Annotated in this window: 9 protein-coding genes; 3 read left to right on the top strand and 6 right to left on the bottom strand. The window is 48.4% G+C overall.

What is annotated here, in order from left to right; genetic code table 11:
- Positions 1-504 precede the first annotated feature (504 nt).
- The 5 genes from IPJ67_04945 to polA form a co-directional block, all read right to left on the bottom strand.
- Entirely contained in the window at positions 505-1,674 is a 1,170-nt protein-coding gene (locus IPJ67_04945) for a DUF1622 domain-containing protein (protein QQR77444.1), read from the bottom strand.
- Between the two features lie 200 nt (positions 1,675-1,874).
- Positions 1,875-2,879 (bottom strand): DNA polymerase III subunit delta, encoded by a 1,005-nt coding sequence (holA, locus tag IPJ67_04940; protein ID QQR77443.1) that lies wholly within the window; start codon positions 2,877-2,879, stop codon positions 1,875-1,877.
- A 172-nt stretch (positions 2,880-3,051) separates the two neighbouring features.
- Positions 3,052-4,233: a DUF3048 domain-containing protein gene (locus tag IPJ67_04935; GenBank protein ID QQR77442.1), complete on the bottom strand. Its 1,182-nt coding sequence runs from the start codon at positions 4,231-4,233 to the stop codon at positions 3,052-3,054.
- Between the two features lie 125 nt (positions 4,234-4,358).
- A complete protein-coding gene (locus IPJ67_04930) occupies positions 4,359-4,577 on the bottom strand; it encodes a DUF167 domain-containing protein (GenBank protein QQR77441.1) in 219 nt (72 codons plus the stop codon).
- 34 nt (positions 4,578-4,611) lie between these two features.
- Entirely contained in the window at positions 4,612-7,266 is a 2,655-nt protein-coding gene (gene polA / locus IPJ67_04925; GenBank protein QQR77440.1) for a DNA polymerase I, read from the bottom strand.
- Positions 7,267-7,421: 155 nt separating this feature from the next.
- Here polA and IPJ67_04920 point away from each other — a divergent pair, with 155 nt between their 5' ends.
- Positions 7,422-7,787, top strand: a complete 366-nt coding sequence (locus tag IPJ67_04920) for a hypothetical protein (protein QQR77439.1) — start codon at positions 7,422-7,424, stop codon at positions 7,785-7,787.
- Positions 7,788-8,172: 385 nt separating this feature from the next.
- On the opposite strand, the gene tsaE is transcribed toward IPJ67_04920, so the two are convergent.
- A complete protein-coding gene (gene tsaE / locus IPJ67_04915; protein QQR77438.1) occupies positions 8,173-8,619 on the bottom strand; it encodes a tRNA (adenosine(37)-N6)-threonylcarbamoyltransferase complex ATPase subunit type 1 TsaE in 447 nt (148 codons plus the stop codon).
- A gap of 997 nt (positions 8,620-9,616) precedes the next feature.
- On the opposite strand from tsaE, the gene IPJ67_04910 reads away from it, so the two are divergent.
- A complete protein-coding gene (locus tag IPJ67_04910) occupies positions 9,617-10,753 on the top strand; it encodes a hypothetical protein (protein QQR77437.1) in 1,137 nt (378 codons plus the stop codon).
- A 53-nt stretch (positions 10,754-10,806) separates the two neighbouring features.
- Positions 10,807-13,845, top strand: a complete 3,039-nt coding sequence (locus tag IPJ67_04905) for a type II/IV secretion system protein (protein QQR77436.1) — start codon at positions 10,807-10,809, stop codon at positions 13,843-13,845.
- Positions 13,846-13,921 lie beyond the last annotated feature (76 nt).

Below are 13,921 nucleotides of genomic sequence, written 5' to 3'. Positions count from 1 at the left end.
AAGTCTCTCAGAAACCATCCTAAGGAGGACTTCCCATGACAGTTCATACTTGCCCATTTTGTAGCACAAATGCTACTCCTTGCATTTCCCGCAAGCAGTTCCCAACAGAAACAGGAAAGTTGCTTGAATTTCTCCGAGCAACTTGCAGAAAATGTTCTCGGTGGCTTGGAGACATCCCACTTACTCTGGATGGGAAACTCCTACAAAACGCGAGATAGTCCCCTCTAAAAAAATAATAGGGGTTGAATCTCACTCAGAACCCGCCGATGATTATCATTAGCGGGTTTATATATTGTTCCAAGACCCTGTTTACAATTCCTTCAACAACAGTCGTACAAAAAAATTCACGCGACCATGATTTGGTTGGACTAATTTCTTATTCTGCGAACTGATACTCACTCTCGCCAAAAAGCATCCGGTGGTACTGCAGCTAAAAATGTGAACAACAAGAAAAATCCCCAGCCAACTGGTCGGGGATTTTTATTTGAAGAGAAAAATAATATCCTATGTGCTAACGAGATATTTTCTCATGGTTACCACTGCAACCAGAACAATCGCCATCGCCACAATCGGGACATAAAAGAACTTCTCAATATCGGAGGCAACCAGAATCGCGATGCCAAAAACAATCATCCGCCCAAATACCGTCGGGATTTCCCGCAGGATAATAAACTCCGCATCCTGATCCCCTTTCACTTTACGATAAATCATCGCGAAATAAGACACCAAGAAAAGTGTCATGGTAAATGACGATACAACCGTAATAAGGTATGCGGGGAGCGGTGTAGCTATAAAGAACCGCGCGCACCATACAATTGCAAGGAGGGTAATACTCACAAAAAGGATAGAAAGTGTACTCTTCTGCTTGTTCACGTATCTTCCTACAAGAATCGTAAAGACAGCGCCCCCTAAAGATTCAAGAGAACCAACAATGCCGGGTGTCGCGAGCGAGCCGATGAGAAGAAAGACAATAATGCCCCATAACCATTCCGATTCTTCCACGATATTGTCGAACCCTTCGAGAAAGAAAAGGAGCTTTCGTCGCCGAAACATCGAGAATACTTCAGAAAAGCGAAGGTCTATTCGTTCGTCACTTTCAAGCGATTGAAGAGGGAGAGATGAAATAAGAAGCCCAAGGAATGCAACTGCAAATGTTGCCCCAAACCCTACTGAAACAACAAGGATTGCTCCCAAAATCGGTCCTACGAGACCAAAAATCGTCGGGAGTGCAAAAAACATTGAGAAATCTTTGGCTATCGTTTCTCGATCCGTGTGCTGCATGAAGAGCACATTAAGTGGTACATAGTACATCATATTGGCAATGCCACCAATTGCAGCTGCCGCCCATATGGAGAAATCTCTACCATTTCCCAAAAGCAAAATCCCAAGAAACAACATCTGAAGCGGGTAGTACCATCGAATAGTCGTCACCATTCCCCACTTTCGAAGCATTGGCACCACAAGCGCAAACACAGCAACAAGTCCGACACCATGAAACACAATGAAGAACAGAATCGTCCCGCGCAATGAATACCCGTGCGTCAACAGAAATGCCGGCACATACACGCTCACGAACGAAAGTGCTACTGATCGCAATACGTGCGCCGTCTGCACGCGGTATATCATTCGGCTATTCAAAACGGAAAAGAACTTTTGAATGGTTTCTTTCATCATAGTTATCTTTTTACAAGGGTAATGGAAAATTGTGAAAAATAAGGAGGAATATCATTGATATTTCGACGAGTTTTAAATGGTTTTCCGTCAAAATTTACAAAAAGTAAGGCAAAGATTATTTTTGAGATAGGCTCTACTGAAAATCTTACCAAAGAGCTGTCATGCCACACCGGGATTCGTAACGGTGAAAAAAAGGCTTATCACCCTCGTCCGACCACAAACCCTAGGAGTGCTCCCTCTGGATCGCGTTCGCCGGACTTTGCTTCGCGGTCGAGGCGAGTGAGGAGAGAGAAAGATTGCTCGAGTGAGTCAAAAGAAGATCGTGAAGCGATCTCGAAGCACTTTCCAGCGGCAAAGGGATGCATACCGAGAAGCTTTGCCGCTTCCATCGAACTTCGAATCTGTCCATCCATAAGCGCACCCTTCACGCGAATAATGTTTCTAAGTTGCCACGCACACATACCAAGAAGTCCGAGTGCCTCGCCTCCGTTCGCGAGATGCGCAAAGAGCAACGCCGCTTCTTTTCGTCTGCCAGAAAAGAGATTATCAAGCGCCTGGAAAACATTCTCCTCACTCGCAGGAATAGAAGAGAGCTGTCGAATATCTTCTTCGCGAATCGTCTCGCCGACACGATACGCGGCGAGTTTCTTCAGTTCTGCCTCAAGACGGAACATATCAACCTGTCTCTTTTCGCCTGCCCGCTTTGCTTCGCTCAGGCAGATTTCCGAAAGAAGTTTCTTCGCCGGAAGTTCCATATCGGTCGAACCAAACTTCTTCACCGATTCGTCTATCCACTTGAAAAGTGCCGCCCCACTGAGAGAAGTAAACTCCTGAGATTTTACCTCTTTTACAGAAACCGCCTTCCAGAGCTTCTCGTTTTTCTTCGGCTGTCCATTGTGAAAGAGAAGTAAAATTCTGTTTTCATCGGCAGAAAGTTCCTTTACGTTCTCTTCGAGGAATTCAGCGAGCGAGCGCCGCGTATCTATAGGCGCGTCAAAAACATTGCCAGCAATTACAAATTTTTTCACCGCAAAAAGCCCTGCCTGCGAAAGACATGCTGCAAGCGCCGCCGTATCCGTCCCGTCCGAAAAATCGAATTCGAAAAAACCCGTCGAACCCGGGTTTTTTTCAAAAAATGTCTGTTTCAGAGCAAGGCGTTTCTCCCTCAACCGAAACGCATCCTCACCAAAGAAGAAGAGAATCATACAGTACATCATTCCTGCGAAAACAGGAACTCGTTATCACAGAACCAAAAACCATCACGCTATAAACTCAATTTGTTGCATGTTTATCGGAAGCTCGTGAAGACCGGATTCCCGCCTTCCACGCCTACTGACAGACAGTCACGGGAATGACGAAACCAACCAAGTTCCTCTTCTACACTCCCGGTTCCCATTTAATTCCCTGTCCAGGTTCCATCACATCCACCCATATCTGCCCAGGAACAAAGAGTATCTCTTTGCCAGATTCATCGAGGAAAGTAAGTTTGCTCTCCAAACTTTTCTTGTCTTTTTTCCACGTACCTTTGTACTCTTTACCGTTGAAATAGTAGAACGCATCACCACTATCTTTCGTATCAAACCACGGATCACCCATGTTGATATTGTTGTATCGACCAACGCCGCCATAGTCCAATCCCGCTTGTTCATCTTTCGGAACCAAATCCCACGGATTCTGAACGCCGCGTGCGCTATAATCGGTCGCGAGTTTGATTTGCTCGGACTCAGCAATCAAGACCGCGATGTTTTTGGGAGCGATACGCGTGCCATTATTCTTGTCCGTATCTGGTGATTTATCCCACGTGCGAAGGTATGTGTTTGTCGAACGATCATAGTCGTAGGAAACGTCGTATGGATTGGGAAAGGCGAGGCGCAGATGCCCGCCTGTCGGACGACTGTCAAGAGGAGCATCTTCTTGATGCAGATAGCCTGAAAATGTTCCTGTCGTTCGATAGCCATATTTTTCAATTGCCTGCTCAATAGCGCTTCTGGTGATATGCCCCGTGTCTTCATATTTCATAATACCCGTCTGTGGCCAGCGCGGACAAAATGATGTCGTAAGACAATTAATATTGTCTATCACCTTCTGGGAAAGAAGCGTCTCTGCAAACTTGGAATATCCCCAGTGAACAAAAATTGCATCAAGGCTTTTCGCAAGGGGCAAATAGTCATGCCGAGCACTTCGCATAGAGCCGATATCATCCGGAATATCGCAAAGGTACACCCCCATAAGCCGTGTATTTGCTCCTGTGAAAACAGGCATTTCAAACACCATGTCTGCCGCAGAAAATCCTGCCGCAGGGCGTGCCGATACATCTGCTGGCTGCATCACCGCAACTGGTCGACGATCCCAGTGTTCGCAAGCAACACCGGTAATCGGACTCACCGGTCCGGTATTTTTCATCGGCTCCGGCGCCATAGACTTCCCCGTTTCATTATCAATCTCAATCGCCTGCCGAGGCTCTCGCGCAGTAAACGGCCAAAATTTAAAGAGATACGCAACACCAAGCACAATCACAACAACTGAAAGAAATATGCCGACTTTTTTTCCTGTAGACATAGGAAGTTATTCAAAAGAAATTACCTTTTCCCACTTTATCACAAAACAGGAGGAGAAAAAACTGAGAGTGCACGGGGAAGTGCATAGGGTAAATTTTCATCCATAGAGACGTAAAATTTATGTCTCTATGAAATTTCAAAAACCTTTCTCTTTGAAGAACTCCCTGAGCAAAGAATAATTCTCGACGGCGCAACATCAAAAGACTCCGCAAGCATTTTTATGATTCTCTCATTCGCCTTTCCCTTCTCCGGCACTACTTTCACACCGACACGAAAATGTGTATCCTCGAATTGCTCGATGTATTCTTTTTTCACATTCGTCTTTGCTTCCACAAAAATCTTCATACAAGAAACACTTCGTTCTCAATTTTTCCTAACACTATATCTCTCCCCAGTTTTTTCCCACCGACACGTCAGCAATAAGCGGAACGCTCAGTGCGTAGACAGACTCCATCACTTCTTTCACTTCGTGTGCAAACACCGGTGCAACAGATTCTTCGACTTCGAAAATGAGTTCGTCGTGAATCTGGAGAAGAAGTGTCGACTTCCCCCTGAATCGCTCTTGAATAAATTTATCAACCGCAATCATGGCAAGCTTCACAATGTCTGCCTCGAGTCCTTGCACAGGCATGTTAATCGCCATGCGCTCCGCCGAAGCAACAATCTGCCTATTATCACTCGCCATTTCTGGCAAGAATCGCCGTCGCCCGAGCTCGGTCTCAACATATCCTTTCTTCATCGCAAATTTCTTCATCGATTCCATAAAAGCACGAATGCCAGAAAAGTGTTCGAGATATTCCTCGATAAATTTTCCCGCTTCTTCCCGTGTCATCCCTGCCGACTGCGAAAGCCCATATGCTCCCATGCCATAGATAATGCCGAAATTGAAAGCCTTTGCCTTGCGTCGCATATCGTCCGTCACACTTTCGGGCGACACCCCATAGACCAGTGACGCTGTGCGCCGATGAATATCTTCGCCACGCCGAAATGCCGCGCACATTTCCGCATCATTTGAGAGGTGCGCTGCAACGCGAAGCTCAATCTGCGAATAGTCCGCGCCGACAAGCAGCCTTCCTGAAGAAGCGACAAAGGCACTCCGAATCCGCTGCCCCCATTCACTCCGAATCGGAATATTCTGAAGATTTGGTTCCGTCGATGAAAGCCGACCTGTTGCTGCAGTCGCTTGTCCGAATGTTGTATGCAAACGACTTTCGGAATCAACAAGTCGTGGCAAGACATCGAGATAAGTATTCTTCAATTTGGTCCGCTCGCGATATTGTTCAACAAGCGCCACAATCGGATACTCGTCTTTGAGTTTCTCAAGTTCGGACGAAGCCGTCGAAATATTCGTCTTGGTTCGCTTGAGATTTGTTGTCGGGATTTTGAGCTCAACGAAAAGCATCTCCGAGAGTTGCTTGGGTGATCCTACATTGAATTCCCGTCCAGCAAGCGTGAAGATCTCTTTCTGAATATTCCCAACTTCCTTTTCCATCTCTTTCGAGAGTGTCGTGAGAATAGAACCGTTCAATTGAATTCCGGCGCGTTCCATCTTGCGGAGAATCACAATAAGTGGCATTTCGACCTGCGAAAAAATATCGAGAATTGTTTTCCCCTTCTTTTGCTCTCTCGCTATTTCTTGGAGTTTTTCCAGGAGCTTCTCTCGGAGAGTCTGAACAAGCGCAGACGAGCCTTCATTCTCCGTTGATCCAGCATCTCCGGCATACTCAATCGCAAGTGCCGAGAGAGACACTGTTCCGCCGGCGTTCAAGAGATATCCTGCAAGGAGACAGTCGAAATCAACATTCCGAAGTTCGATGCCGACCGTCTCCAAAATTTTCATCGCCGCTTTCGCATCATACGTCGTCTTTGGAATGACGCTTTCAAAAAATCCTTTGAAAAATTTCCGGCTCTCCGCGTCGAAGACGACGCGCGCGCTTCCTCGCTCGCCTTTCTTTGCAAAAGTAATATCACACGCAAAGGCAGATGTCTGAAAAAGAGTCCCTTTCTCAGGAAGAATCAGGAACGTAATTCGGTCTGCCGAAGCGCATTGCTCAAAGAAGAGCTCACGTTCTTTTTGTTTTGTGAGAATTTTTCCAAAAGCGTTTTTTGTATCAACATCCTCTTCCGAAGAACCCGTTCCGTTTCCAGGAATTTTTTTGACAAGACTGAAAAATCCCAATTCCCGGAAAAATGTTTCGACCACCTTTCGATCAAAATCCCGCACCCGACACGCCTCGAGATCAAGTGTGACCGGCGCATTCGTATCAATGGTTCCCAACTCACGAGAGAGAAATGCTGACTCGCGACCTGATTCAAGCTTGGCTCGCACGGAAGGCGAGATCTCGTCGAGGTGTTCATAAATCACATCAAGTGTTCCATACTTTTTCAAAAGCTCCGTCGCGCCTTTTTCTCCGATACCTCGCACACCGGGAATATTGTCCGATGTGTCTCCACGAAGCCCTTTGAACTCGATGAGTGTCCTTGGTGAGAAGCCGTACTTCGCAACAACGCCCGCCTCATCATAGAGCACGGTATCCTTCACGCCCTTGCGAAGGGCAAAAACATTCACGCAATCGGAAACCAATTGCAATGCATCATTATCACCCGTCACAATGATAGTCCGAAGCGCAACATCTTGCTGTGTTGCCTGTTGCGCAAGTGTCCCTACGCAATCGTCTGCTTCGAAGCCTTCTTTTTCATATATCGGAATATTGAACGCACGCATTAACTCCTTCACGCGAGGAATTTGCGCATAGAGTTCATCCGGCGCTTTGACGCGCGTCGCTTTGTAGTCAGCGAATTTCTCATGCCGAAATGTCGGCCCAGCAAGATCGAATGACGCCGCAATATATTCCGGATGAAACTTCTCCAAAACGGAGAGTAATGTCAGTGCAACACCATAAACAGAATTTACCAATTCCCCCGACTTCGACGTGAGCGGCGGGAGTGCATGGTATGCGCGATGTATAAGCGCATTTCCATCGAGAATAACCAGTGTTGGTGTTGTCTCTTTCATACCGAAAGCATATCGCATAACCCCTTCATTGGGAAGCTCAGAAGACCAGAATAAAGCGTTTGGAGAAATCCACGTTTACAACCCTTGACAAAGTGCCTGAGAGGGGTATACTGTTCGCTTCAGAGGATACCTCGAGGAATTCCTCTGAGCAGCTTAATAATTAAGAGACACCTATGGTGCGAGTTTCTTTGCTTGCCGGACCCTATTCCGGACAGGTAGTGGAGGCGCCGTTTGGGCTCGTGACCCCGCAGGATATCCTGTGTGGAGTCGCTGGCTATCGCTACCCGTGGACGACGGATTATTCCGACGCAACGGATGACGAACGAAACCTCTGGGAGAGCCAAGAGCTTTCCATGAAACTTGTGCGGGCACTCGTGTCTGGCGCAACGGTAGCATTCCTCGGAAAGGAATACCGAAGCGACGGTATCGAAGGTGCCTTTGAGATAGCCTCTCGGATCGAGGAAGATATACTCGATGCCGGAAAGGTTGCATATCTCGAATCCGAGACCGATGACCGCGTCATCCTCGGCGCACGCTAGAGAAATAGCAGGACACCGCACACGCAACGTCGTCGCGCGACCCAGCTACTTTTTCTAGAAAAGGCTACCCCTCAAAGGTAGCCTTTTTTCAATGCTAAGTTTTTCCAAGAAAAACGCCCAAACACTTTTCAGTTTGGGCAATTGCAATGGCATTGAGAATTTTCTCTAATCTCCGTGATGAAAAACATCTCTCATTTCTTATTTAAGGACATCTTTTACCAAAAATTGTAAAAAACTGGCTGTCGGTTTAATGCTCGATAGAGTCCCACAGAAACATTCGGGTCGCCCTCACGGAGAATACTATCCACCGTTCTTGCATCTTTCTTTGTTTCACCATCTACAATCTCTCGTTTCTTTTGAGAACCTTTCGAGAGAATGTCACGTGCTACTGCACACGCATTTCGTCGCCTTTTTGCCATTCAATTCTCCTTCCTTCTTTCTCAACGGTAAATGAAATCCAAATTGCCTTTTCTGGCACAAGACCGGGCGCGCGTTCCGGCCATTCGAGAAGCACGACGCCCAGAGGATTATGTGCCCATTCGGCAAATCCTTGCGCACAAAGTTCTTCTTCACTGATTCGATAGGCATCCACATGATAGACACGCTCGATGCCACGCTTGGGCGTCGAAAGATCGTACTGCTTCATGATGACAAATGTCGGGCTTGTAAAAGGCTTCGTTGCTCCCATGCCCGCAAGGAACCCCTGCGCAAATGTCGTCTTCCCTGCACCAAGCTCTCCCGACAGCGCCACAATGCCCGGATGAACCTCTTGAGCAAACCTCGCCCCCAATTCCCGAAGTTCCTCTGCGGATTGTGAGTGAAATACCTGCATAGAGAAAAAAGCAACCCTCTCAAGTATGCGAGCTTGGGAGGGTTTTTGCAATATTATTATACTACCAAGGATCCGCCGGAAGATGCGGCCACCGTCTTACTTTAGACAGCTGCTGCATACCAGCTCGCCCCCTTGAATCCTTTGACGCGGCGTGTGAATAGCACTTGTCTGTAGGATTCCAACCTCCAAGGAGATTGTTGCATTCGCAACACCTGCGCCCTGGACTATACTTTCTTTTCATTTCTTTTGTTGCCACCTCATTCTCCCTCTCTGAGGGGTAGTAGAGAGCCCTCGTTATTCTCTTTGGCAAGTCCACCAAGACCTATGCCTTCGCAAGAAACAATACGAAGACCCTGAGCCAGACACATTGACGCTGTTGGCCAATCTGGAGACATAAAGCAGCCCAAAGGAACATCTCCTTCCCTATACCCCCATTCTTCAGGAAGAAACTCTTCACCCAGATTGTTCATCTTCTTCTCCTCATTTCCCCGAAAGATGCGGTTCAGGGATTGCCGCTGTTGAAACGACCATTTCCCTCTTTTGGACAAAAGCTCATGCGTATCGCCCTCAAAAAGAGAGAAATATCGTCCCAACATCACCGACTCGGCGAGGGTAGAAACTGTAACATCTTTCTATTTTTCTGTCGCTTTTCAAAGAACATTTGCACTGTATCATTCCAAATTCCGTTTGTCAAGAGTGACAGACATCGAATACCCTCGTGATATTTGACCGCTTTCGGCTTCTCTGCTAGGTTTGAGTATCTTAGAGTCTGTTAAAGAAATATCGAAAGGACGTACTTCTCGCACTGTTTTTCAGAAAAAAATGTTTTTTGCGGCTTTCGGAGCAAGCGGAGACAAGTAAAAAAACATTTTTTTTCTGAAAAACAGACTTTCTTAACAGGCTCTTAGAAGTTCGCGAGAGTGCAATAAAACACACATCTTACAATCTTCTCTGTACACACCCTATACTCTCCCTTTCATCTCCGAATATTCTGTCTATGTCCCTCCCTCCCGAACTCCAAGTCAAAGAACTCATCGAGAAGTCCACAAACATCCTCATCCTCGTCCCCGAACACGCAAGTGGCGATGCCTTCGGCGCAGCGTCTGGCATCGGCGCCTTTCTCGAAAACATTGGCAAAGAGGTCACCATCGCCGGCAGTGGCATAACTGCTATCGCAGAACCTTTCGGCTTTCTCAAGCCGCCCGAACACATACTTCCTTCCATTTCAGGCGTGCGCGAGTTCATCCTCTCCTTCAACACCGAACACAACGACATCGTCTCTGTCCGAACCGAGCGCGGCGAAAGCGAATACAACATCTTCATCACGCCAGAAAAAGGCTCGATTGATCCGCGAGACTTTTCATTCGTTCCAGCCAAGTTCTCCTTTGACCTCGCCATCACTGTCGGGGCACCAGACAAAGAATCACTCGGAAAGATATTCGAAACCAATCCAGACATCTTCTACGAAGTTCCCATAATCACCATCGATCATCATGCCGAAAACGATCGCTTCGGACAGGTCAACATCATCGATATCACCACATCATCAACAAGTGAAACAGCGACAACGCTCCTCGAAAAAATAGACGGGAAGCACCTCGATGCTCGCGTCGCAGGGCTCTTGCTTGCCGGTATCGTCCTCGGCACAGAGAGCTTTCAGAAGAAGAATCTCTCCCCAAGTGCGCTCGGTGCTGCATCACGCCTCATGGACAAGGGTGCTGATCAGCACGATATCATTTTCCGTCTCGTCAACACGCAACCGCTCTCCCTCCTCAAGCTCTGGGGACGCGTCATGGCAGGACTCAAATGGAATGAAGAGCGCCGGCTCATGTGGGCGCGCGTCACGCCAGACGACATCGTCCAGTCCCGGTCGCGTCTCGAAGATCTTCCCCTTATTCTCGAAAAAATTCGTCACCATTCTTCTGTTGGTTCACTTTTCATGATTCTGTCTGCCGAGTCGCCCACACAGACACGGGCCCTGCTCAAGTGTCACACCAACAATCTCCTCTCAGAGATAGCCGAGCATTTTCCAGAATCAAAACTTCGAAACGATACGCTCGATATTTCTCTTCCCACTGCGTCCCTCGAAGAAGCAGAGACGCTCATGCTTGAAAAATTGCAACCAGCACGATAGCAAGGAAAAATCCGTGGTATACTTGAGACATATTTCTCTTCTGTCTCACGTCTATGGTCAAAGTTCTTCCTCGCAATGCCTCACCCGCAGATTTCCGTGACGAACGCGAACAGCAAACCGCCAAAATTCTCACCACCCTCAAGCGTTCTTCGGAAGAAAGCGAAGCCGCTGCGCTCGCTCATGGAGCGCGGCTCCCCTACGTTGACTTGCATATTTTCCCCATCGACACAGAGCGTGCATCAATCATTCCCGAAGGAGACGCCACATCACTTGGCATCGCCCTTTTTCAAAAACGGGGTAAAGAAATTCGCGTCGCCATTCTCGACCCCGATAACCAAAAAGCACTCGACTATCTCCGAGCATTCGAAGAGCGTGAAGGACTTACTGCCAAGCTTTATGTTGCTTCACGTCCTTCACTCGAACACGCCTGGAATGTCTACAAAAAACCACTCTTCCTCGACTATCTCGATCATCTCAAAGTCAATCTCTCTGATAATGACCTAGAAAAATTCGAACAAGAATTTGGCAATCTTCTCGCCCTCAAAAATCGCATTCTCGAAATTCCCACAACGCAGGTACTCGAAACCGTCATGGTCGGCGCCATCAAACTCCGCGCAAGCGACATTCATCTCGAACCGGAAGAAAAAAATGAGATTCGACTTCGCTACCGAATCGACGGCGTCCTCCAAGACATTGGGCGCTTTCCCGGGAGTATCTATCCTCTCCTCCTCTCGCGCGTCAAGATGCTTGGAAAAATGAAACTCAATATCCGAGACAAATCCCAAGACGGGCATTTCTCGCTCAATCTCGATTCACGGAAAATAGACATCCGCGTCTCGAGTATACCGGGCAACTTCGGCGAGAGTCTCGTCATGCGACTCCTCGATCAAGAAACCGCCCTGCAAGATATCTCCATACTTGGGCTCCGCGGTCTCGCCTACGAACAAGTCGAGCGCGCCTTCCAAAAGCCAACTGGCATCGTCCTCAATACCGGCCCCACAGGAAGCGGCAAGACCACGACCCTCTACGCCATACTCCGCAAGCTCAACACTCCCGAAACAAAAATCATCACTATCGAAGACCCGATAGAATATGAAATTCCCAACATTACACAGACACAGGTATCAAGAAGTCGGAACTATACCTTCGCCATGGGACTTCGCTCCATCGTCCGTCAGGATCCGGATGTGATACTGGTCGGTGAAATCCGCGATGACGAAACTGCGAATATCGCCGTGAATGCCGGGCTCACCGGTCACCTCGTCCTCTCGACTCTCCACACCAACAACGCCGCTGGCAGTGTTGCGCGCCTCATCGAAATGGGTGTGCGTCCCAATACGATTCCCAATGCCGTAAACGCCTTCATCGCTCAGCGCCTTGTCCGCATCCTCTGTCCCGAATGCAAAGAATCCTACGAACCCGCCAAAGAAACATCGAATTCCCTCAAAGAGATACTTTCACTCATCTCCCCCAAAGCAAAGATAGACATTCCAAAGGAAATACAGAGTCTCTGGAGACCAAAGGGATGTCTTCATTGCAATGGTACTGGCTACAAAGGTCGTATTGGTATCTTCGAGGTCCTCACCATCTCCGATGCTATCACTGAAAAAATCGTCTCGCTCGCAAGCGAGAACGACATCATGAAAGAGGCTCTCGAGGATGGCATGGTCACCATGGCGCAAGACGGCATCTTGAAGGCGATTACCGGTGACACCTCGCTCGATGAAGTCTGGCGCGTCACCGGACAAACCGAATTCCTCGAAGACATGTACGACGAACTCATGTCACAAACACTTGCCCGCGCCTTCCCGATTGAAGACATGATTCTCAAGGAGACAGAGAAGAGCCTCGACTCGTTCGAACATTTCAGCGCGCTCGTCGAAGAAGCTGAGCAACGCGAAGCACTCAAATATATTTTCTCCGGCGCACTCATCACCAATGCCAATGACATTCATATCGAACCGCAGGAAAATTCCGTCGATGTTCGCTTCCGTATCGACGGCGTCCTCCAAACTGTCGCAACACTCCCCATGAATGAATATCCATCGATTCTCGGTGATATTAAACTGCTCTCCGGACTCCGTACCGAAGAGCGCGCCGGCATTCGAGATAGTCGATTCATGGTCAAGACCGAATCACCCCTTACCGGAACGAGCGAGCAGAAATTCGACATTCGCGTCTCTATCATTCTCGGCGGCTTCGGCGAAACCGTCGTGATGCGACTCTTAAATCGCGGCGCAGTCGCACTCGACATTCATACGATCGGCATCCGCGAGCAAACGCTCCACCACCTCTTGGACGGTGTCAAGAGACCAACCGGCATCATCTTAAACACCGGTCCTACCGGAAGCGGCAAGACAACAACCCTCTACAGCCTGATTGATTTTGTCAAAACGCCGGAGATAAAAATCATCACCGTCGAAGACCCGATAGAATATCAACTTTCCGGAATTCTGCAGACGCAGGTAAACGAAGAGGGCGGCTATACCTTCTCGTCCGCTCTCCGCTCACTCCTGCGCCAGAACCCCAACATCGTCATGATTGGCGAAATCCGCGACGACGAAACCGCCGAAATAGCCTTCCAGGCCGCGCTCACAGGACACCTCGTCATCGCCACCCTCCACACCAACAACGCCGCCGGAAGCATCCCACGCCTCATTTCCATGGGCGTGCGCCCCGACGACATCGTCAATGCCGGCGGCACCTACATGGCGCAGCGCCTCGTCCGCCGTCTCTGCGACTGCAAGAAGAAGGCACCTCTCGATGGGGAGATTCGTGAAACCGTCTCAAAAGTCCTCGGCATGTTCAATGAGAAATCTGCGATTGTCGTGCCGGAAATCCCTAGCGAGCACTGGGTCGCTGGGAGTTGTGAAAAGTGCAACGGCACCGGATACAAAAAACGCCTCGTCTTGAGCGAAGTGTTAGAACTCGACAAAGAGATTCAGCATCTCATCATGAGTGGTGCCCTCAATATCGAACTCGAAGAAAAAGCCATACAAAACGGCATGATCACCATGCTCATGGACGGCGTCCTCCAAGCCCTCGAAGGCGAAACCTCTCTCGACGAAGTGTTGCGCGTGGTGCATCCATGACAAATGGAGAACTTTGAGAAAGTTAGAAGCCGGCGCACTGCGTCGGCTTTTTGAATTTAAACAAGACTTGCACGTA

The sequence above is a fragment of the Candidatus Moraniibacteriota bacterium genome (assembly GCA_016699385.1).
GTDB lineage: Bacteria > Patescibacteriota > Minisyncoccia > Moranbacterales > UBA1568.
This window is presented reverse-complemented; position numbering and strand designations above follow the sequence as displayed.

Excerpts from the sequence above, each read along its gene's own strand:
- IPJ67_04930 (QQR77441.1), bottom strand. The coding sequence starts at position 4,577 with ATGAAGATTTTTGTGGAAGCAAAGACGAATGTGAAAAAAGAATACATC.
- IPJ67_04920 (QQR77439.1), top strand. The coding sequence starts at position 7,422 with ATGGTGCGAGTTTCTTTGCTTGCCGGACCCTATTCCGGACAGGTAGTG.
- tsaE (QQR77438.1), bottom strand. The coding sequence starts at position 8,619 with ATGCAGGTATTTCACTCACAATCCGCAGAGGAACTTCGGGAATTGGGG.
- IPJ67_04905 (QQR77436.1), top strand. The coding sequence starts at position 10,807 with ATGGTCAAAGTTCTTCCTCGCAATGCCTCACCCGCAGATTTCCGTGAC.
- holA (QQR77443.1), bottom strand. The coding sequence starts at position 2,879 with ATGATTCTCTTCTTCTTTGGTGAGGATGCGTTTCGGTTGAGGGAGAAA.
- IPJ67_04910 (QQR77437.1), top strand. The coding sequence starts at position 9,617 with ATGTCCCTCCCTCCCGAACTCCAAGTCAAAGAACTCATCGAGAAGTCC.
- IPJ67_04935 (QQR77442.1), bottom strand. The coding sequence starts at position 4,233 with ATGTCTACAGGAAAAAAAGTCGGCATATTTCTTTCAGTTGTTGTGATT.
- polA (QQR77440.1), bottom strand. The coding sequence starts at position 7,266 with ATGCGATATGCTTTCGGTATGAAAGAGACAACACCAACACTGGTTATT.
- IPJ67_04945 (QQR77444.1), bottom strand. The coding sequence starts at position 1,674 with ATGATGAAAGAAACCATTCAAAAGTTCTTTTCCGTTTTGAATAGCCGA.